This is a genomic window from Nonomuraea sp. GTA35 (assembly GCF_041950525.1).
GTDB lineage: Bacteria > Actinomycetota > Actinomycetes > Streptosporangiales > Streptosporangiaceae > Nonomuraea.
Window position 1 is genome coordinate 222,687 of record NZ_JBGNUV010000013.1, and the last position, 19,022, is coordinate 241,708.

The following is a 19,022-nucleotide window of genomic DNA, read 5'->3' on the forward strand; positions in this document are numbered from 1 at the left end:
AGCCGCAGCCGCTCGGTGTCGCCGCGATGCCGTTGACGCCCTCCAGCACCACCACCGTCCCCCTGACCGGCCCTCCCATCCAGCGCCGAGACCCGACCCCGCTTTGCCGTCGAACGTCTTTTCGATTACGCTCCTGCCTCGTGGCCCCCACCCTCACCCTGGAGTCGGCACGGCGGCTGGCCGTGATGTGCCAGCACCTGGCCGGCCCGCGCCCCGGCGCCGACCTCGAGGGCCTGCGCGCCATCCTGCGCAGCCTGCGCTGCCTGCAACTCGACCCGGTCAGCGCGGTGGCCCGCAGCCACCTGCTCGTGCTCTGGAGCCGGGCCGGCCGCTACGACCCCGCCGACCTCGACGCGCTGCTGTGGCGGGAGCGCTGGCTGTTCGAGTACTGGGCCCACGCCGCCTCGATCGTGCTGGCCGAGGACTACCCGATCCACCACCTCATGATGCGCCGCTACGCCACGGGCGAGTCCGACTACGCCCGCATGGTGCGCGGCTGGATCGAGGCCAACGACGCCTTACGCCGCCACGTGCTCGACCGCCTGCGCGAGGAGGGCCCGCTCCCGCCGGGTGCGTTCGAGGACCTGGCGGCCGTGCCGTGGAAGTCGACGGGCTGGACCAACGGCCGCAACGTCGAGCGCATGCTGGACTTCCTGTGGACGCAGGGCCACATCATGGTGGCGGCCCGTCAGGGCCGCACCCGCCACTGGGACCTGACGGAGCGCTGGCTCCCCGGCTGGGCGCAGGCCGAGCGGCTCTCCGAGGAGGAGGCGGTGACCCGAGCGGCCGAGCACGCCCTGCGCGCCCTCGGCGTGGCCCGCGTCCCCGACATCGAGCGCCACTTCATCCGCGCCCGCTACCCGGGCCTGGCCGGCGCGCTCTCGGCCCTGCGCCGCTCGGGCCGCGTCGTGCAGGTCGCGGTGGAGGGCGGCGACGAGGTCTGGTACGCGCACGCCGACGCGCTCGCACTCCTGGAACGCGACGCCTGGCAGCCGCGCACCACGCTGCTGTCACCGTTCGACAACCTCATCTGCGACCGCGAACGCACCCAGCGCCTCTGGGGCTTCGCGTTCCGCACGGAGATGTACGTCCCCAAGCACAAGCGGCAGTACGGCCACTACATCATGCCGATCCTGCACGGGGAACGGCTGATCGGGCGGCTCGTTCCGCGCGTGGACCGGCGGCGCGGGGTGCTGGAGATCGAGGGCGTGTTCCCGGAGGGCGACACCACCACCGACCCGAGCACCGTCCGGGCCGTCACGGAGGCGATCACCGGCCTGGCCGCGTTCGCCGGCGCCCGCGAGATCGTCTACGGCGAGAAGGTGGCAACGCCGTGGCGGGCTGCCGTCGCGGGGTGAGGGACACCTGAGGCCGCGCCTCGCGTCCGCCCGTCGTGCTCTCGGACCGGCGGTGCGCTGGGCGGGGTCGGGCAGCCGGTAGCGGCCTTGATCGGTGCCGCCAGGACGACTAGCCTGATCGCCGTTCTGAAGGAAGGCGGGGCCGGGCGATCGTGTCACGCGGGAAGAGCCCGGCCATGACGAGTTGCTCGACCACGCCACCGTGAAGTGCGGGGGCGACTGAGGATGAGTGCCGAAGAGGACTTCAAGCAGGTCGGCGCCGAACTGGCCGATCTGGGTGTACGGGTCTCCAGGATGATGGGGAGTCCCGCGCTCAAGGATCAGGCGGGCAAGGTGTTCGCGAGCCTGCAGCGTGATGGCGCGATGGTGTTCCGGCTGGTCAGGGATACTCCTGAGCACGCAGCCGCGCTCCAGTTGGCCGGTGCGTCCCTGTTCGACCCCTCGGGGCAGGGCAGGGAGATGAAGGATTGGGTGGTCGTGCCCCACTCCTCGGTCGAGAGGTGGACGGATCTGGCCGAGGCCGCCCTCAGCCGCCCGCGCTGATCGGCAGGGGCGGCCCTGCCGCATGGCGTCACCGGGTGCTGCCGTCACGGTCGGTGGTCCCGGTCGCATGCGACGTCACCTCAGGCGGCGGTCTCCGCGTGCGGCGTCGCCGGTGAGGCCGGCCCGCTCTTGCGACTTTCGTCCCGTGGGGAGGGCCGTCCCCTGAGGCGGGCGTCCTGTGAGGCGGCTGTTACCTGAGGGCTGTCCCTTGAGGTGTCGGCCTGGGTGGGGTGTGGGCCGTTCAGGCGTGGCCGCCCCTGTGGGCGGGCGTCTCGCCGCTCCTGGCCCTGGCTGACCTGAGGTTGGCCTTCTTCATCTTGTTGCCGCATGTCGCCATCGAGCACCACCGCCGCCGCCCACCACGGCTGGTATCCACGAAGAGGCCCCCGCACGTGGCCTGCTCGCACCGCTTGATCACGCCATCCCCCTGCCCCCCGAGCGTCGCGATGGCGTCGAGCGCGACGACCGCGAGCGCGGCCCGTGCCGGATCGGTCTCCGGGAGCCGCCAGCGCGCACGCCCGCCGTCGAGGACGAGCCGGGCCCGGTGACGGGCGCTCCACCGGTTGAGCAGTTCCTCGTCGGTGGGATCCGGCACACCCCCGCCGGCGACGGCGGTGCCGGCCCGGTGGATGGCTTCGCGTAGTTCGCGGGCGTCCCGGAGGAGGGCTTCGGAGACCGGCGGACCGGCCTCGCCGAGCCCGTTGGCGGCCAGCCAGGCGCCCAGCCGTTCCGGGGTGGGGATGCGCTCCACCGGATCGCCGCGCCGGTCGGAAAGCGTGGCGACGAAGCGGAAGGCGAGGATCTCGTTGCCCAGGCGGAAGCCCTCCGCGCCGCGCGGATCCGCGCTCATGCCAACAGGTGAACCGGTCATGGTGGTTCATTCTAGGGGAAGGCCGGCCCGCCGGGCGCAGGTTGACATGGCTCCAGTGAACCGTCTAAACAGGTTCATGTGAACCACTCCAACCGCATCACGGGCTTCGGTACGGTGACCGGCGTCCCCTGGCTCCCCGAAGGCTTCGCGGACGTCTTCGACAGCACCCTGGTCCGCGTCGGCGACGTCCGCCTGCACACCGTGCAGGGCGGTGCCGGACATCCCCTGCTCCTGGTCGGCGGCTGGCCGCAGAACTGGTACGTGTGGCGCCACGTCATGCCCCGCCTCGCCGAGCACTTCCGCGTCATCGCGGTGGACCCGCGCGGCGTCGGACGCTCCGACAAGCCCCACGGCGGCTACGACACCGCCACCGTGGCGGCCGAGCTCGTCGCCCTCATGCGCACGCTGGGCCACGACCGCTTCGCCATGGCCGGCCACGACGTGGGCATGTGGATCGGCTACGCCCTCGCCGCGGACCACCCGGCGGCCGTCGACCGCCTCGTCCTGATCGACGCCACCATCCCCGGCCTCGCGCCCGACATCCCGATCTTCGGCCCTGAGGCGCAGAACGACATGCTCTGGCACTTCTCGTTCAACCGGCGGCGTTCCGTCAACGAGCTGCTGGTGCGCGGCCGGGAGCACATCTACTACGGCGACCAGTTCCAGCTCAAGGCCGCCAGCTCGCTCCCCGCCGAGGCCGTCGCCTTCTACGTCGAGACCATCGCCCGCGATCCGGAAGCGCTGCGCGCCAGCTTCGACTACTACCGGGCCACGGACGACAACATCGCCCAGAACGCCCGCCGCAAGCAGCGCCCCCTCGCGATGCCGGTCCTCGGGGTCTCCGGCGCCCGCGGCCAGGGCGAACGCCTCGGCGCCCTGCTCGCCTCCGTGACCGAGCGGTTGAGCACCGCCGTCCTGCCCGGCTGCGGCCACTACGTCCCCGAGGAGAGCCCCGACGCCCTCCTCGGGCACCTCCTGCCCTTCCTGGGTGAGACGGCTTCCGGGGCTGGTGTTGCCGACGAGCCGCAGGGGGAGTTGGGCCGGTTTTGACGCCGGGGCGGGATGCGGCTTCCCGCCCGCGGGGCAGCCCGACAGGTGACTGCAAGGCGACGGCTCTCCGCGGGGAGCAACGGTCGCGAGGAAGCAGGATTCGGGGGTACCCGCAATGCGGACCACCATCACCAAGCTCGCCATCGCCGGCGCCGCAGGTGTGACAGGCCTGCTCGGCGCGGCGGCGACCGCGCAGGCCGACGCCGGTACCGGGCCAGTACGGACCCAGGATGACGTGGGCACGGGGCAAGTGCGGACCCAGGATGACGCGGGGGCAGGCCAGGTGCGGACCCAGGCCGTCCAGCCGATGGCGGACGACGACGACGGCCTGCGCGTGGCCGACCCCGAGGGCGCGCCCGTGCGTGCCGGCCCCGGCCCCGCCTACGAAGTCGTCGACCGCATGGACTACGGCGAGCCGGTGCAGTACGACGAGACGACCGGCTACGTCGAGATGACCGAGGAGGAGGCGGCCCAGATCGCCGAGCTGACGGCCGGCGACGACATGCCCGGCGACTCGGCGGCGTACGACGTGTACCGCGGGCTGACCGGCGACGACATGGCCGCCTCCGCCCCCGTGCCCGCGCAGGCGGCGAGCGGCTACCCGGCCGCGTACGTCGTCCAGCAGGTCGCCGACGCCATCGGCCCGAGCACCTCGGAGAGCGCCTGGCTGAACGTGGACAACGGCTACGTCTGGCTGGGTGACGTGGAGCCCGGCTGAACCCGCGGAGCCGGGACCGGCGGCCGTTCCGTGGCCGCCGCTCTCACCCCAGGTCGGGCCGGAGCGGCCGCACGGAGTCGCGGACGATGATGTGCGTGCCGAGCAGCACGTGCCGGCCCGGCGCCGCCTTGTCCTGGCCGCGTTCGAGCGCCAGGCGCACGGCGGTGCGGCCCAGCTCCTCGTGCGGCACGTGCACGGTGGTGAGGTCGATGTCGGCGGAGGGTGGCAGGTCGTCGAAGCCGACCATGGAGATGTCGTCGGGCACCCGCAGCCCGTGCTCGCGCAGGGCCTGGCGGGCGCCGGCGGCGATGAGGTCGTTGCCGGCGAAGACGGCGGTGAAGTCGGGCGGCCCGGCCGCGAGCCGCTCCCGGATCATGCGGTAGCCCTCGCTGCGCTCCATCGTGCCGTCGACCTCCAGACCCGGATCGTGGGGGACGCGGTGGTCGGCGAGCGCGTTGCGGTAGCCGGTGATGCGGCTGTCGGAGGTGGTGTAACCCTCGTGCCGGCCGAGGAACAGGATGCGCCGATGCCCCGCCGAGAGCAGGTGGCTGGTGATGGCGTAGGCGCCGCCGGTGTTGTCGTACTCGACGACCAAGGCGGGCACGTCGGGGCCCAGTGTGGGCCGGCCGCACAGGACGAGCTGCGAGCCGGCCGCCGCCAGCGCGCGGGCGTAGTCGGCCATGCGCTCGCGGTAGGCGTCGTTGTTGACGACGTTGCCGACGAGGATCACGCACTCGGCGTGCTCCTGCCGCATGAGCTGGACGGTGGCCAGCTCGCGCTCCGGGTCGCCGCCGGTGGTGCCGACGATGCACAGCTTGCCCTCGAGCGCGGCCTGCGTCTGCACCCCCTGGGCGACGTGGGCGTAGTGGGGGGAGACGACGGAGTTGACGATGATGGCGACGCTGCGGCTGCTGGCCCCGGCGAGGTTGCGGGCGTTGGCGTTGGCGACGTAGTCGAGCTCGCGGACCGCCTTCATCACCTTGCTGCGGGTGGCCGGGGCGCTGGGGTAGGAGCCGGACAGGATGCGGGAGACCGTGGCCACGGACACCCCCGCGTGCGCGGCCACGTCGCGGATCGTCGTCGGCCGCCGCTCCCCGCCTTCGGACGCCGCACGCCGGACCATGCCACCTCCCAGTGAAACAACCGGGTAAACCGCTTACACGGCATGTTTCCGCCCGGCGGTCGCGGTGTCAAATCGCCTCAGGGCCTCCCTCACCCGAGCCGGTAAGTGAAACGCTTACTATGCGAAGCCATCCACGCTCTCCATTTTCCCGGCATGGTGGCCTAGTATCCGCTTTATGTCGATGCCCGAAGAGCACTCTCGTGAACACTGGGAGGCCATGGCGGACCACCTGCTGGCCGCCGTGCTGCCGTACGCGACCGACGGTCTCGCCCAGTACCGCCTGCCCGGCAGGGCCAGCAGGTCGGGGCCGGTGAGCGACGGTCTCGAGGGGTACGCGCGCACGTTCATGCTGGCCGCGTTCAGGATCGCGGGGGCGGGCGGCGACGTGCCGCCGGGGCTGCTGGAGCGGTACGCGAGCGGCCTGACCGCCGGCACCGACCCGGCGCACCCGTACGCGTGGCCGGCGCTGACCGACATGTCGCAGCAACTCGTCGAGGCGGCCTCGATCGCGCTGGCGCTGCACGAGACGCGGCCCTGGCTGTTCGACCGGCTCTCGCCCGCGCAGCAGGAGCGGGTGGTGGACTGGCTGGCCGGGTTCGTGGGGCGGCGCACGCCGGAGAACAACTGGGTGCTGTTCCGGGTGATCGTCGAGCAGTTCCTGGCCGGCGTGGGCGGGCCGTACGAACCGGCCGAGATCAGCGGCGGGCTGGAGCGCATCGAGGAGTGGTACGCCGGCGACGGCTGGTACTCCGACGGCAAGGGCAAGAACTTCGACTACTACTGCGGCTGGGCACTGCACCTGTACCCGTCGCTGTGGGCCAGGATGAGCGGCGACACGGCCAGGCGGGAGCTGTACGCCGGCCGGCTGCGCCGCTTCCTGGAGCAGTACCAGCACTTCTTCGCCGCCGACGGCGGGCCCGTGCACCAGGGGCGCTCGCTGACGTACCGGTTCGCGACGGTGGCGCCGCTGTGGCTGGGCGCGCTCACCGGCGCCTCGCCGCTGCCGCCCGGCCGGACCCGGCGCATCGCCGGGCGGGTGCTGCGCCACTTCGCCGAGCGCGGCGCGCCGGACGAGCGCGGCCTGCTCTCCCTCGGCTGGTACGACCCCTTCCCGCCCATCGCGCAGTCCTACTCGGGGCCGGCGTCGCCGTACTGGGCCAGCAAGGCGTTCCTCGGCCTCCTGCTCCCGCCCGGACACCCGGTCTGGACGGCGCCGGAGGAGCCCGCGCCCGTCGAGACGGCCGACCGGACGCTTTCCATGCCCGCCCCCGGCTGGCTGCTGCACACCACCAGCGCGGACGGCGTCGTACGCCTGGTCAACCACGGCAGCGACCGCGACCGCGTCCAGCCCCCGGACGGCGCCCCCGACCCCTACTACACCAAGCTCGCCTACACCAGCCACACGGGCCCCGAGGTGGGGGAGCGGGCGCGGGGCGTGGACAACCACGTGACCGTCATCGCGCCCGACGGCACCGCCTCGCTGCGCCGCTTCATCGAGCCGCTCGCCGTGTCCGACGGCTTCGCCGCCTCGGCCTACCAGGACGGTCCCGTACGGGTGGTGACCGCCTCCGTCGTGGACGGCGCCGCGGAGATCAGGATCCACCGCGTCACGGCCCCGGCCGGGCACCAGGTGCGGGACGGCGGCCACGCCCTCGCCGCCCCGGCACCGCCCGCCCTCCGGCAGAAGGACGGCCTGGCGCTCGCCGCCCGCCCGGACGGGCTGACCAGCGCCGTGCGCGCCCTGAGCGGCTTCACGGGCACGGGCCTGGTGACGGCCGCGGGCGCCAACGCCTTCGGCCACCACTCCGCCACCCCGTACGCCTTCGCGGCGTCCCACCCGGGCGGCACCGCGCTCTACGTCAGCCTCGTCCGGCTGGCCAGGTCGGAGCAGGACCCGCCCGCGCCTGCCGTGCGCGTCGAGCCCGGGGACGTGGTCGTCCTGTCCCTTCCCGGGGGCGGGACGGTGACGGTCGACATGGGCGCGGAGGCTCCGGCGGCGCGTCGGCACGATCCCGCGGAGCGGCGCCCGTAGACGCCCGCGTGACTGCCGGCGGGCCGGGCCGCGGACCACCTGGGTACTCCCCACGTCGTCATCGGGAACGAGCCTGCTCCGCCGGCCGTACCCTCAAGTCCCTCCTCAGGCGTGACGACCGTGGCGGGCCCGCCACGAAACGCTGTGGGGCATGAACGTGACAGCGAGCCGCCGGACGAGTTTCGCCGGCTGGGCCGGCGATCACGCCTTGGCCCTGGACACCCTGGACTCCCGGCTCGCCGTGGACGATCTCGAACCGCTTCGCGACATCGTCGGCGGCGCGCGGGTCGTGGCGCTCGGCGAGAGCTCCCACCACATCCGGGAGTTCTACCAGGTACGCCACCGCATCCTGCGCTTCCTGGTCGAACGGTGTGGTTTCGAGGTGTACGCCTTGGAAGCCCCGTTCACCCAGGGGCAGGTCCTGGACGGCTGGGTCCGCGGCGGCCCCGGCACCGTGGAGCAGGTCGCGGCGGACGGTATCGCCCTGTCGCTGGGCCGGTGCCGGGAAATGCACGAGACGCTGACCTGGATGAGGGAGCGGAACCTGACCGCCGCAGCGCCGCCGTTGCGGTGCCTGGGCACCGACCTGTCCGGAGCCGCGGGATCGCCGCTGCCCGCGCTGGAGGAGGTGGCCGGCTACGTGCGCCGGGCCGCCCCGGAGGCACTCGCGGCGCTGGACCAGGCGGTCAGCGTGGCGCGGCGCTTCCACGACCCCGCGACCATCACGGCGCTCGGCCGCTACCAGAGCCTCGGCCCCGGCGAGCAGGACCTGCTCACCAGCGCGCTGAGCCTGCTGATGGGGCACCTGCAGCGCCTGGCTCTCGTCCAGCGCGCCCGCGGCCACGGGGCCGAGCACGACACGGCCATGTGGCACCTGCGCGGCGCCTGGTACCTCGACCAGCTCCATCGCGCCAACGCCCGGGAGGGCTTCGAGTCCGCCTCGACGTTTCGTGACGTCTACATGGCCGAGTCCGTGCTGCGCCTCCTGGAGGGCGGCACGCGGGTGGTGCTGGCGGCGCACAACTGGCACATCCAGCGCACACCGGCGGCCGACAGCCAGGGGAACCCGCTCCTGCCGGCCGGCGTCCACCTCGCTGCCGCTCTGGGGGACGACTACCGGGCCATCGGCGTCACGTCGAGCCTGGGCCGTACCACCACGCTGGGGGAGCCGACCCCGGAGCGGCCCCAGGGCGCCTGGTACGACGCGCCGCTCCCACCGCCCGCCGAAGGCAGCATCGAGGCGGCGTTTCCCACCGACCGGCTCTGGACGCTCGCCGACCTGCGCGCGGCCCGTCCGCACATCGACGACGCGGCGTCCTTCCAGCACTCGCGTATGTCCGACTATTTCCTGGACATGCCGGTGTTCGAGGCGTTCGACGCCATCGCGCACGTGTCACGGACCACCGGCACCGATCACGTGTTGACACGCGTCGAGGGGTGAAGCCGTGCGCGCCGCTTCCGCGTACCAGGGCGTGCGGGACGGATGGTCGCTGTCAGCTCACGGCGAAGAGCAAGGCGGCGCTGATCAGCACGGCCACGGCGGTGGCGAAGTGGATGCCGAAGGCCACCGCCTTCGTCCCTCCGTGCCGCAGCACGATCAGCGTGTCGCCCAGCGGTACCAGGGCGACGACCAGCATGAACCAGGCTTCGGCGGCAGGCCCGACGAAGGCCAGCAGCGCCAGGCCGAGCAGGCCGAAGCTGCCGTCACGCAGCCCCTTGATCGTGAGATAGGCCGGATCGCCGTCCACCTTGGCCGGGACACCGTAGCCGGCGGCCGAGGCGCGCGGCACGAGCAGGAAGCGGGCGCCGATGAACAGCACCATCAGGTTGAGGGCGATGGCCAGGCCGTAGGCAAGATAAGTGAGCATGTCCGTTCCTTGGGTGCTAGCGGTGCTAGTAATGCGAGCAACGCTAGCACTAGCAGTGGCAGAAGTTCTAGCGGTGCTAGATTCGGGGTATGTCACAGCAGACGCGCCGGGAGCGCGTGCGGGCCGAGCGGGAGAAGCTGATCATCGCGGCGGCCAGGGAACTGGCCGAGGCCGAGGGGTGGGAGGCGGTGACGACCCGGCGGCTGGCCGAGCGGGTCGAGTACAGCCAGCCGGTGCTCTACAGCCATTTCAAGGGCAAGGACGCGATCGTGGCCGCCGTGGCGGTGGAGGGATTCGCCGACCTGGCCGAGGAGTTGCGCGCCGCCCGTACGGGGGCGGTGGACGCGGCCGGCGCCCTGGCGGGTGTCGCGCGGGCGTACACGTCCTTCGCGGGCCGGCGGCCGGCGCTCTACGACGCGATGTTCCACCAGAGGGTGGACCTGCCGTTCGCCGATCCCGTAGCGCCGCCCGCCCTGTGGGCGGCGTACGGCGAGCTGGAAGAGGCCGCGCGGCCGTTCTCCGGCGATGAGGGCGAGCTGGGGCTGCTGGTCGAGACGTTCTGGGCCGCGCTGCACGGTCTGGCGACGCTCATGCGCTCAGGCAGGCTGCCCAGCCACGACCATGACAGAAGGCTCGCCCTCCTCCTGTCCCGCTTCACCGCCTAGAACGCCGCTCCACCGCGGGCACGGGTCCGCGCCCGGCCGGCTCAGGGCCCGGTACCTGACAGGGCGCGCAGGGCGTCGGCGGTGAAGTCGTCGAGCGGGTAGAAGAGCTCGATCGCCAGCTCGGACAGCGTCACGTCGGCCGGAGCGCCGAACGTGGCCATGGTGCTGAACATCGCCAGCTCACCGAACGGGGTGCGGATCCTCAGGGGCACCTGGATCGGGCTCGGCCGGTGTCGCGAGGCCGCGTTCGGGTGAGCTTCTTCGCTCCTCGACGGGATCGGGTAGCCGGACACTTCCTCGTGCAGGCGGTGGAGCTCGGTGTCTCCGGTGGCGCTGACCTGGCGTGACAGCCGTTCGAGGAAGAGCGCTCTGACCTTCTCCAGGTTGGCCAGCCGCGCGGCCAGCCCATCGGGGTGCAGGGCCAGCCGGAACACGTTCGGCCGCGGCTTCAGCAGGTGCGGCGGGATGCCGTCCATCAGGACGCTCATGGCGCGGTTGCCCTGCAACACGTTCCAGACCCGGTCCACCACGACGGCGGGGTACGGCTCGTGTGCCGTCAGCATGGTCTCCAGCGCGGACCGGATCGAGGCCATGTACCCGTCATCCAGGCTGCTCTCCCGGTAGGCCGGGGCGTAGTCGGCGGCCAGCAGCAGCGTGTTGCGCTCGCGCAGGGGCACGTCGAGTGCGGCGGACAGGCGCAGCACCATCGTGCGGCTCGGGCGGGCGCGGCCGTTCTCCATGTACGACAGGTGCCGCGCCGAGGTCTCGCCGCGGTCCAGCCCCTCAGCGGCCCGCTCGGCCTGCCGACCGCCTGGTCCATCCCGTTCGGCGTGGCCATGCTGGGCGGGGCCGCGGCGCTCGGCCTCATCGCTGGTCATCCGCGGATCCCCGCCCGACATGTGGCGTTCGTCGTGGCGGGCAACGCGCTGTCGTGCGTGGCGCTGCTGGTCTTGGCGTTCACGGAGGTGATCCCGCTGACCGGCCTGGGGGTGGCGTTCATACTGGTCGGCGCGCTGGTGGTCGCCGTCTATGCCGGGCTCGAACTGGCCGGGCTCCGGCGGCTGGGGGGCGGGCGATGAGGTGAAGAAGGTGCGGGGCGGGATGGGGTGGTCGGAGGGGCATGATCGGTATACGTTCGGGCGATACCGGTCCTCCTCCGAAGGAGCGCGTACCGTGCGATCACGGTTTCTGGCCGCGCTGACGGCCCTGCTGGCTCTCGTCCTGCCCGCTCCGCCGGCCACCGCCGCGGTCCAGGCCGACCTGCTGGAACGGCTCAAGGCCATCCCGGGACTGACCGTCGTGTCGGAGACCCAGCCGTCCGGCTACCGGTTCTTCGTCCTGTCCTACACGCAGCCCGCCGACCACCGGAACCCCGGCAAGGGCACCTTCCAGCAGCGCCTCACCCTGCTCCACCGCTCGGAACAGGCGCCTGTCGTGCTCGCCACCAGCGGCTACGGGCTGCCCGCGAACCCGGCTGCCTCGCGTACCGAGCCCACCCGCCTGATCGACGGCAACCAGGTCTCCGTCGAGCACCGCTTCTTCCGCTCCTCGCGCCCCTCCCCGGCCGACTGGGACGACCTGACCATCTGGCAGGAGGCCACCGACGAGCACCGGATCGTGCGCGCACTCAAGACGATCTACTCGGGCAAGTGGATCCAGACGGGCGGGAGCAAGGGCGGGATGACCTCCGTCTACCACCGCCGCTTCTACCCGGGCGACGTGGACGGGGTGGTGGCCTACGTCGCGCCCAACGATCCGGTCAACCCGCTGGATCACGCCTACGACCGGTTCTTCGCACGGGTCGGCACCGAGGCGTGCCGTACCGCGCTGGAGAACGTGCAGCGTGAGGCGCTCGAGCGGCGCGAGCGGATGGTGGCGCTGCTGGAGGCGGACGCCGCGCGCAACGGCTACACCTTCGCCAGGACGCTGGGCAGCGCCGACCGGTCGTTCGAGATGACGGTCCTCGACACGGCGTGGGCGTTCTGGCAGTACCTCTCCGTGGCCGACTGCCCGTCGGTGCCGTCCGCGAGCGCGACGGACGAGGAGCTGTACGCCTGGATCGACAACGTCGCCTCCTTCGCGTTCTACACCGACCAGGGCATGGAGTACTACACGCCGTACTACTACCAGGCGGCCACCCAGCTCGGCTGGCCCGACCTCGCCTTCCGGCACCTGCGCGGGCTGACCCGTCACCGCGGGCTCTACCAGCCGAACGCGGTGCTGCCCGCCGAGCTGCGCTCCCGGCACGATCCGTGGCCGATGCTGGACGTGGACCACTGGGTGCGTACGCGCTCGGAGCGCATGCTGTTCGTCTACGGCGAGAACGATCCGTGGAGTGCCGAGCGGTTCACCCCGAGCGGGCGTGACTCCTACCTGTACGTGGCGCCGGGAGCCAACCACGGAGCCTCCATCGCGCTGCTGCCCGAGGCAGAGCGGGCGGCGGCGACGGCCACGTTGCTGCGTTGGGCGGACGTCTCGCCGGCCCGGCGGGCCCCGGAGGCGGCGCCGCCTCTTCCGGACGATCCGATGCTCCCCGACCGCCACCGATCGTCCTGAAGCCGGAGTACGGTCGCCGCCCCCGGGACTTCAGCCGAGGACGGTCGCCGCCGCCCCCCACGACTTCAGCCGCTCCCGCACCTCGTCCCGGACCGGCAGCGCCAGCGCCTCCTCGTACGCCTGCTCCAGCAACGCCCCGATCCCCACCCGTTCCCCCATCTCGGCCGACCGGACGGCTGCCTCGACCATCGCCAGGCTCCGCACGTTGCCGTTGATCGCCCCGTCCGGCTCCGCGCCGGTCCGCACGGCGCCCACGAACTCGGCGAGTGCCCCGGCGATCTGCTCGTGCGCCGCCGGCGCCACCTCCTCGGCCGGCCCGGCGACGCTGGAGGTGACGCACCGCTCCCCGTCCCACGTGGCGGTGCCGCCCGCGCCGACGGCCCGCCATTCGCCGTTCCAGGACGTGTCCCGCCCCTGCGCGCACCAGCTCCCGGTGAACACGTACCGGGTCCCGCCGGAGAACAGGAAGGTGGCGGTGGCGGAGGCGTCGCCCTGGTACCAGCTCCAGGCGGGGTTCCAGCTCTCGCAGACGACCGAGACCGGCTCCTGCCCGAGCAGGTGGCGGGCGGCGTCGAAGGCGTGGATGGCCATGTCCACGAGCAGCGGCTGCGGCATCTCGTCGCGGAACCCGCCGAAGCGCGGGGCGCGGAAGAAGTCCGTGGTGAGCAGGCCGGGGGTGCCGAGCTCGGCGATCCGCTCCCGGAAGGCGGCCAGGGCGGCGAAGTACCGGCGCGACTGGCTGATCATCAGCAGCCGCCCGGTGGCCTCGGCCGCCGCGGCCTGGACGAGCGCCTCGGCCAGGGTAGGTGCGGCCGGTTTCTCGCACAGGACGGGCACCCCGGCGAAGAGCGCCTCGATGTTCACCGCGCTGTGCGCATCGGGGACGGTGACGTTGACGACGGCGTCGGGCTCGGTCGCCGCGAGCAGCTCGCCGAGCGAGCCCGCCACCTTCACGGCCCCGCCGCCCGAGCCCCCCGCCGAGCCGCCCGATGGGCTGACGCCCGAGTCGCAGACCGCGCGCACGGCCGTCTCCGCCCGGGCCACGTCGAGATCGGCCACCCCCACCAGCTCGACGTCCTCGGCGGCGGCCAGCGTACGCAGCCAGGCCAGCCCCATCGCCCCCGCCCCCACCTGCACCACACGAAGCGGACGCCCGCTCACTGGGAGCCCTCCTTGTTGTGCATCGCCCCCCGGTACCCGTGCCCGTTGAAGAAGTCGCCCATCTCGTACCGCAGCAGCGTCGGCATCTCCCGCCGCGCCGGGTCCCCGGCCGCCCACTCCACGCCGTTGGCGATGACCTGCAGCACGTCCGGATGGTGGTAGACGGGATAGTCCTGATCGCCGGGGCTGAAGTAGAAGATCTTCCCGTTGCCGCGCCGGAACGTGCACCCGCTGCGGAACACCTCGCCCCCGGTGAAGGAGCTGATGAAGATCAGCTCGTCGGGCGTCGGGATGTCGAACTGCTCGCCGTACATCTCCTGGGCGGGGATCTCGATCGGGTGCGGGACGCCGCGGGCGATGGGATGGGTCGGGTTCACCGTCCAGATCAGCTCGCGGTCGTTCTGGCTGCGCCAGCGCAGCGTGCACGTGGTGCCCATCAGCTTGGTGAAGATCTTCGACCAGTGACCGGAGTGCAGCACCAGCAGGCCCATGCCCGACAGCACGTGCCGGTGCACGCGCTCCACCACCTCGTCCGCCACCTCCGCGTGGGCGGCATGCCCCCACCAGGTGAGCACGTCGGTGTTCGCGAGTGCCTCTTCCGTCAGGCCGTGCTCGGGGTCGTCGAGGGTGGCGGTCCCTACGGTGGCCCGCTCGCCCAGGCGGGCCTCGATGCCGCGCCGGATGGCGTTGTGCATGCCGTCCGGGTAGATCTTGGCGACTTCGGGCTCGGCCTGCTCGTGGCGGTTCTCGCCCCACACCAGGACACGGATCGTCATGTTCGCAGATCTCCTTACTTGACGGCGCCGGCGACGGCGCCTGCCGCGATGTAACGCTGCGCGAAGATCAGGAGCAGGGCCGCGGGGACGGAGGCGAGCACCGCCGTGGCCATCACCGTGTCCCAGTCCTGCGTGTTCGCGCTGATGTAGTCGTAGATGCCGAGGGTGATGGGCCGGACTTCCGGCGTGCTGGTCAGGGTCAGGGCGAACAGGAAGTCGCTCCACGCCGACAGGAACGTGAACAGCGCGGCGGTCACGATCGCGTTCTTGCTGATCGGTACGACGACCGAGACGAACGCCCGTAGCTGGCCGGCCCCGTCCACCATCGCCGCCTCCACGAGCGCCCGCGGGATGGACCCCATGAACGCCCGGATGAGCAGCACCGCGAACGGGATGCCCGCGGCGGTGTTGGCGAGGATCAGGCCGAAGACGTTGTTGATCAGGAAGAGGGAGTTGAACAGCGGGTAGAGCGCGTTGGCGATGACCATGGCGGGGATCATCTGCGTGATCAGCAGCACCAGCACGAAGGTGTTCGTGCCCCGCGAGCGGAAGCGCGACAGGCCGTAGGCGGCGGGCGTGGCGACGACCAGGGTCAGCACCACGGTGCCGAGCGCGATGAGCAGGCTGGTGACGAAGTTCTGCCCCTGCTCGGAGATGGCCTTCGCGTACCCGGAGAGCGTCGCGTCGAGCGGGAACCAGTCCCGGGTGGTGGCGCCGGAGCTGGCCTGCAGGCTGCTGTTGACCATCCAGTAGACCGGGAAGAGCATCACGGCCAGGAAGAGCACGCCCAGCGCGGTCATGGGGAGTCGGCGGACGTTCGGGTTCATGCGGACGGCTCCCGGCGCGAGAGGTACAGGTAGACCAGGGCGAAGACGAGCGAGACGACGATGAGGACGTTGCTGATCGCGGCGCCTTCGCCGAAGTTGAACTCCACGAACGACTTGTTGTAGGCGTTCGTGGCCAGCGTCTGCGTGGAGTTGGCCGGCCCGCCGCCGGTCAGGCCGAGGATGATGTCGACGACCTTGAGCGTGTAGACCACGCCGAGCACGATGACGACGCTCACCACGGGGCGCAGGTTCGGCCAGGTGATGTGCCTGAACGCCTTCCAGCCGGTCGCGCCGTCCAGCGAGCCCGCCTCGTACAGCTCCCTGGGCACGGCCTGCAGGCCGCTGTAGAGGATCGCGACGTTGAACGGGATGCCCAGCCAGATGTTGACGCCGATCACGTCGGCGAGCGCGAGCGTGGGATCGACCAGCCAGGGCACGGCCGGGACGCCGAACAGGCCGAGGAACTGGTTGAGCGCGCCGCTCTCCTGGTCGAGCAGCCATTTCCAGACCGCGCTGGAGGCGATCAGCGGGATCAGCCACGGCAGCAGCAACATCGCGCGCAGGAACCCGCTGAGCGGGAAGTTGCGCCGGAAGAACAGCGCCAGCGCGAGCCCGATCGCGAACTGGAAGGTGATCGACCCGATCGTGAACAGCGCGGTGTTCACCAGCGTCGTCGTGAACAGGTAGCTGGACAGGATCGTCACGTAGTTGGCCAGGCCGACCCAGGGCGCCTGGCCGCTGTAGAACGTCGAGGTCGTGTACTCCTGGAAGCTCATGACGACGTTCTGGACGATCGGGTAGCCGAAGAACATCGCCACGAACACGACCGCGGGCAGGCAGAACAGCCAGGGCGTGGCCCGCCGGAGCAGCCGCGTCCACAGGAACGCGCGCCGCTCGCCCGCCGCGACGGAGAGGCTCAGAGGGGCCGAGGTCATCAGCGGTGCTCCTTACTGCTCGCCCTGCGCCTGGCGCAGGGCCTCGGCGGGAGCGGCCTTGCCCGTCAGCGCGATCTGCACGGCGTTGTAGATCTTGGTTGCCGCCTTCGGCCAGTCGGGGCCGAGAATCGCGGTACGCGAGCGCGCGGTCCGCACGGTCGTGACGAACGGGGCGAGCGCCGGGTTCTCCTTCCCGGCCTGCTCGGCGACCTCGGGGTTGGACGGCACGTTCTGCTTGATCCTCGCCGTCTCCAGCTGTTTCTCCGGAGAGACGAGACATTTCACGAACTGCCCGGCCTTGGCCATCCTGGCCTGGTTCCCGGTGCGCGGCACCGTGAAGACCTCACCGCCGAGCGGGGCGACCGTGGCCTGCGAGGCGTCCCGCTCGGGGATCGTGAAGGCCCCCCACTTCACGTCCTGCTGCTCCCGCAGCGCCGGGATCTGCCACGGCCCGTTGACCACCATCGCCGCCTTGCCCGCGATGAACTGGTCGATCACGTCGTCCTGGCTCCAGATGATCGAGCTGCGCGACATCGACCCGTCGTTCTGCAGATCGACCAGGAACTGCAGCGCCTGTACGGTCGCCGGCGTCGTGATGTCCTGCTCCGTGCCTCCGTTGCCCCACATGAACGGCAGGAACTGCCAGGTGCCCTCGTAGGTGTTGATGGTGCTCATCGCGAAGCCGTAGCGGCCGGGCCCGGTCAGCCTCTTCGCGACCGCGCGCAGCTCGTCCCAGGTCCTGGGCGGCGTCGTGATGCCGGCCTGCCGGAACAGGTCCTGGTTGTAGAAGATGCTCAGCGTGTTCACGGCGGGGGCCAGCCCGTACAGCTTGCCCGCGTACGTGCCGGCCTTGACCACGGCCGGCACCATGCCCTCGCCCGTGACGCCGTAGTCGGACAGCGGGGAGAGCGCGCCGGACTCGGCGATCTGCTGCACGTCGGGGTTGTCGAGCATGAGCACGTCGGGCAGGGTGCGTGAGGAGCTCTGCTGGAGCACCTTGGGGATCAGCCCGGGACCGGCGACGTGGCTGATCTCGATGGAGACGCCGGTGCTGCGCGCGCACGAGTGGTAGATCGGGTCCTGGGCCTCGTCGTAATAGTCCTGGATGGTCAGCAAGTTGGGGGATTCCGTGCCGGAGGCGGCCGCCCCGCCGCACGCGGTGAGCGTGAGTGGGGCGAGCAGCGCCGCCGCGACAGCCACTTTGGGCGCCTTTCCCGGACGCTTCTGTGCTGTCTCCATGTGAAGACTCCTGTCCCGTTGACGCGGGTCGCGGAAATCGGCCGTGGAGGGCTTGCGAGCAGGGGAGATGGTGTGATGGGCCAGGCAGGCGCTGATCGATCAAAGCGCTTAACCGGCGTTTGCTTGTTGTGTATGTTGCGCCGATCTGTCTGTGATGTCAACAACAAGTTAAGCGTTTTGCCGAAGGTCGTGGGGATATATAGTCGCAGTGCCCGGTGCTCCTCATGAAAAGAGCTGGCATCCATGGTCACGATGCGCGACGTCGCCGCGCGGGCGAACGTCTCCATCGCCACGGTCTCCTTCGTCCTCAACGGCACCAAGCGGGTCGCACCCGAGACCCGGGCCCGGATCGAGGCGGCCATCGAGGAGCTCAACTACCGACGCAACGTCGTGGCCCGCGCCCTGGCCAGCTCGCGCACCCGCATCCTCGCCCTGCTCCACCCCGACCTGGAGTCGCGGGCGAACGCCACGGTGATCCAGTTCGTCATGGGCGCCGCGCACGGCGCCCGCCAGCGCGGCTACGACCTGGTGCTGTGGCCGGTCAACGACGACGAGCAGATGTCACACCTGCTCGCGGGCGGGCTGGTCGACGGCGCGCTGCTCATGGAGGTGCAGATCCGCGACTCCCGGGTCGAGCGGCTGGTGGCCTCGGGGATCCCGTTCGCGCTGATCGGCCGCACCGAGAACGACGACCTGCCGTACGTCGACATCGACTTCGCCGCCACGATCCGCGAGGCGGTCGCCCACCTGCGCTCCTACGGCCACGAGCGCATCGCGCTGATCACCGACCGCGCGAAGGACGGGCCGGGGCCCGGCCGGATCATGCGCGTCGAGTCGGCCTACCGCGACGCGATCGCCCCGCTCGGCGGGCCGCCCGTGGTCATCGCTGTCGACAGCACGTCGGCGGGCGGGCGGGAGGCCGCGCGCACGCTGTGCGAGGAGCATCCCGGGTGCACCGCCGCCATCCTCGTCAACGAGGGCGCCTCGGCGGGGCTGGCCAAGGGGGTGCGGGCCGCCGGGCGCACCGTTCCCGGCGACCTGTCCATCATCTCGGCGTCCACCACCCGGGAACTGGGCGAGATGATCGAGCCCGAGCTGACCGTCATGGCCGCGCCTGCCGCCGAGCTGGCCCGCCTGGCCGTGGACGCCGTCATCGACCAGCTCGAAGGCGTCCCCGACGCGCCGCCGCGCACGCTCATCCCGTGCACGCTGGTACCGGGGGAGTCGGTCGGCCCCGTTCGCTGACCTCTGTCGCCGTTTCGTGACAAATGACCAGAATGAGGAGACATTTCCTGTTCTC

The 19,022-nt window shown here is 71.6% G+C and carries 19 protein-coding genes; 10 read left to right on the forward strand and 9 right to left on the reverse strand.

Going from position 1 to position 19,022, the window contains the following annotated elements; all coding sequences use genetic code 11:
- Window positions 1–140 precede the first annotated feature (140 nt).
- Both ACBJ32_RS43800 and ACBJ32_RS43805 read left to right on the forward strand, forming a co-directional pair.
- On the forward strand, window positions 141–1,358 hold the full coding sequence (locus tag ACBJ32_RS43800) for a winged helix-turn-helix domain-containing protein (RefSeq protein WP_375131854.1): 1,218 nt from the start codon (window positions 141–143) through the stop codon (window positions 1,356–1,358).
- Window positions 1,359–1,583: 225 nt separating this feature from the next.
- Window positions 1,584–1,901, forward strand: a complete 318-nt coding sequence (locus ACBJ32_RS43805; RefSeq protein WP_357877924.1) for a hypothetical protein — start codon at window positions 1,584–1,586, stop codon at window positions 1,899–1,901.
- Between the two features lie 241 nt (window positions 1,902–2,142).
- On the opposite strand, the gene ACBJ32_RS43810 is transcribed toward ACBJ32_RS43805, so the two are convergent.
- Window positions 2,143–2,751, reverse strand: a complete 609-nt coding sequence (locus tag ACBJ32_RS43810; RefSeq protein ID WP_375131856.1) for a CGNR zinc finger domain-containing protein — start codon at window positions 2,749–2,751, stop codon at window positions 2,143–2,145.
- A 99-nt stretch (window positions 2,752–2,850) separates the two neighbouring features.
- Between ACBJ32_RS43810 and ACBJ32_RS43815 the strand changes: the two genes are divergently transcribed.
- Both ACBJ32_RS43815 and ACBJ32_RS43820 read left to right on the forward strand, forming a co-directional pair.
- Window positions 2,851–3,822, forward strand: coding sequence for an alpha/beta fold hydrolase (locus tag ACBJ32_RS43815; RefSeq protein WP_375131858.1), 972 nt, complete (start codon window positions 2,851–2,853; stop codon window positions 3,820–3,822).
- Window positions 3,823–3,937: 115 nt separating this feature from the next.
- Entirely contained in the window at window positions 3,938–4,540 is a 603-nt protein-coding gene (locus ACBJ32_RS43820; protein ID WP_375131859.1) for an SH3 domain-containing protein, read from the forward strand.
- A gap of 43 nt (window positions 4,541–4,583) precedes the next feature.
- Here the strand turns inward: ACBJ32_RS43820 and ACBJ32_RS43825 are convergent, their stop codons facing one another.
- Entirely contained in the window at window positions 4,584–5,663 is a 1,080-nt protein-coding gene (locus ACBJ32_RS43825) for a LacI family DNA-binding transcriptional regulator (RefSeq protein ID WP_357877912.1), read from the reverse strand.
- A gap of 175 nt (window positions 5,664–5,838) precedes the next feature.
- Between ACBJ32_RS43825 and ACBJ32_RS43830 the strand changes: the two genes are divergently transcribed.
- Both ACBJ32_RS43830 and ACBJ32_RS43835 read left to right on the forward strand, forming a co-directional pair.
- The gene (locus ACBJ32_RS43830) at window positions 5,839–7,695 is read left to right on the forward strand and encodes a DUF2264 domain-containing protein (protein ID WP_375131860.1); all 1,857 of its coding nucleotides are present in this window, start codon (window positions 5,839–5,841) and stop codon (window positions 7,693–7,695) included.
- A gap of 151 nt (window positions 7,696–7,846) precedes the next feature.
- Window positions 7,847–9,136 carry an erythromycin esterase family protein gene (locus tag ACBJ32_RS43835; protein WP_375131861.1) on the forward strand — a complete coding sequence of 430 codons (1,290 nt, stop codon included), beginning with the start codon at window positions 7,847–7,849 and terminating at the stop codon, window positions 9,134–9,136.
- 52 nt (window positions 9,137–9,188) lie between these two features.
- Here the strand turns inward: ACBJ32_RS43835 and ACBJ32_RS43840 are convergent, their stop codons facing one another.
- Entirely contained in the window at window positions 9,189–9,563 is a 375-nt protein-coding gene (locus ACBJ32_RS43840; protein WP_375131863.1) for a DUF4267 domain-containing protein, read from the reverse strand.
- A gap of 89 nt (window positions 9,564–9,652) precedes the next feature.
- Here ACBJ32_RS43840 and ACBJ32_RS43845 point away from each other — a divergent pair, with 89 nt between their 5' ends.
- Entirely contained in the window at window positions 9,653–10,228 is a 576-nt protein-coding gene (locus ACBJ32_RS43845) for a TetR/AcrR family transcriptional regulator (RefSeq protein WP_375131864.1), read from the forward strand.
- A 41-nt stretch (window positions 10,229–10,269) separates the two neighbouring features.
- Here ACBJ32_RS43845 and ACBJ32_RS43850 read toward each other — a convergent pair whose 3' ends face one another.
- Entirely contained in the window at window positions 10,270–11,007 is a 738-nt protein-coding gene (locus ACBJ32_RS43850; protein WP_375131979.1) for a transcriptional regulator, read from the reverse strand.
- Between ACBJ32_RS43850 and ACBJ32_RS43855 the strand changes: the two genes are divergently transcribed.
- Both ACBJ32_RS43855 and ACBJ32_RS43860 read left to right on the forward strand, forming a co-directional pair.
- On the forward strand, window positions 10,978–11,307 hold the full coding sequence (locus ACBJ32_RS43855; RefSeq protein ID WP_375131866.1) for a hypothetical protein: 330 nt from the start codon (window positions 10,978–10,980) through the stop codon (window positions 11,305–11,307). The genes ACBJ32_RS43850 and ACBJ32_RS43855 overlap by 30 nt on opposite strands.
- A gap of 94 nt (window positions 11,308–11,401) precedes the next feature.
- A complete protein-coding gene (locus ACBJ32_RS43860; RefSeq protein ID WP_375131867.1) occupies window positions 11,402–12,784 on the forward strand; it encodes a S28 family serine protease in 1,383 nt (460 codons plus the stop codon).
- A gap of 30 nt (window positions 12,785–12,814) precedes the next feature.
- On the opposite strand, the gene ACBJ32_RS43865 is transcribed toward ACBJ32_RS43860, so the two are convergent.
- From ACBJ32_RS43865 to ACBJ32_RS43885, 5 genes are read right to left on the reverse strand one after another with little or no spacing between them, the layout of a single operon-like run.
- Window positions 12,815–13,945, reverse strand: coding sequence for a Gfo/Idh/MocA family protein (locus ACBJ32_RS43865; protein WP_375131868.1), 1,131 nt, complete (start codon window positions 13,943–13,945; stop codon window positions 12,815–12,817).
- Complete coding sequence (locus ACBJ32_RS43870; RefSeq protein WP_375131869.1) at window positions 13,942–14,721, reverse strand: ThuA domain-containing protein; 780 nt, start codon at window positions 14,719–14,721, stop codon at window positions 13,942–13,944. The genes ACBJ32_RS43865 and ACBJ32_RS43870 overlap by 4 nt, the downstream gene beginning before the upstream one ends.
- A 14-nt stretch (window positions 14,722–14,735) precedes the next feature.
- Complete coding sequence (locus ACBJ32_RS43875) at window positions 14,736–15,548, reverse strand: carbohydrate ABC transporter permease (protein WP_375131870.1); 813 nt, start codon at window positions 15,546–15,548, stop codon at window positions 14,736–14,738.
- Window positions 15,545–16,483, reverse strand: a complete 939-nt coding sequence (locus tag ACBJ32_RS43880) for a carbohydrate ABC transporter permease (protein ID WP_375131871.1) — start codon at window positions 16,481–16,483, stop codon at window positions 15,545–15,547. Before ACBJ32_RS43880 ends, ACBJ32_RS43875 begins: the two co-directional genes overlap by 4 nt.
- 12 nt (window positions 16,484–16,495) lie before the next feature.
- A complete protein-coding gene (locus tag ACBJ32_RS43885; RefSeq protein WP_357877881.1) occupies window positions 16,496–17,722 on the reverse strand; it encodes an extracellular solute-binding protein in 1,227 nt (408 codons plus the stop codon).
- A 243-nt stretch (window positions 17,723–17,965) separates the two neighbouring features.
- Between ACBJ32_RS43885 and ACBJ32_RS43890 the strand changes: the two genes are divergently transcribed.
- Entirely contained in the window at window positions 17,966–18,967 is a 1,002-nt protein-coding gene (locus ACBJ32_RS43890) for a LacI family DNA-binding transcriptional regulator (protein WP_375131872.1), read from the forward strand.
- Window positions 18,968–19,022 lie beyond the last annotated feature (55 nt).

Bases quoted from the DNA above. Each gene is read 5' to 3' on its own strand.
- ACBJ32_RS43875 (WP_375131870.1), bottom strand. From the start codon at position 15,548: ATGAACCCGAACGTCCGCCGACTCCCCATGACCGCGCTGGGCGTGCTC.
- ACBJ32_RS43880 (WP_375131871.1), bottom strand. From the start codon at position 16,483: ATGACCTCGGCCCCTCTGAGCCTCTCCGTCGCGGCGGGCGAGCGGCGC.
- ACBJ32_RS43805 (WP_357877924.1), top strand. From the start codon at position 1,584: ATGAGTGCCGAAGAGGACTTCAAGCAGGTCGGCGCCGAACTGGCCGAT.
- ACBJ32_RS43890 (WP_375131872.1), top strand. From the start codon at position 17,966: ATGGTCACGATGCGCGACGTCGCCGCGCGGGCGAACGTCTCCATCGCC.
- ACBJ32_RS43825 (WP_357877912.1), bottom strand. From the start codon at position 5,663: ATGGTCCGGCGTGCGGCGTCCGAAGGCGGGGAGCGGCGGCCGACGACG.
- ACBJ32_RS43810 (WP_375131856.1), bottom strand. From the start codon at position 2,751: ATGAGCGCGGATCCGCGCGGCGCGGAGGGCTTCCGCCTGGGCAACGAG.
- ACBJ32_RS43845 (WP_375131864.1), top strand. From the start codon at position 9,653: ATGTCACAGCAGACGCGCCGGGAGCGCGTGCGGGCCGAGCGGGAGAAG.
- ACBJ32_RS43870 (WP_375131869.1), bottom strand. From the start codon at position 14,721: ATGACGATCCGTGTCCTGGTGTGGGGCGAGAACCGCCACGAGCAGGCC.
- ACBJ32_RS43835 (WP_375131861.1), top strand. From the start codon at position 7,847: ATGAACGTGACAGCGAGCCGCCGGACGAGTTTCGCCGGCTGGGCCGGC.
- ACBJ32_RS43820 (WP_375131859.1), top strand. From the start codon at position 3,938: ATGCGGACCACCATCACCAAGCTCGCCATCGCCGGCGCCGCAGGTGTG.
- ACBJ32_RS43885 (WP_357877881.1), bottom strand. From the start codon at position 17,722: ATGGAGACAGCACAGAAGCGTCCGGGAAAGGCGCCCAAAGTGGCTGTC.
- ACBJ32_RS43840 (WP_375131863.1), bottom strand. From the start codon at position 9,563: ATGCTCACTTATCTTGCCTACGGCCTGGCCATCGCCCTCAACCTGATG.
- ACBJ32_RS43830 (WP_375131860.1), top strand. From the start codon at position 5,839: ATGTCGATGCCCGAAGAGCACTCTCGTGAACACTGGGAGGCCATGGCG.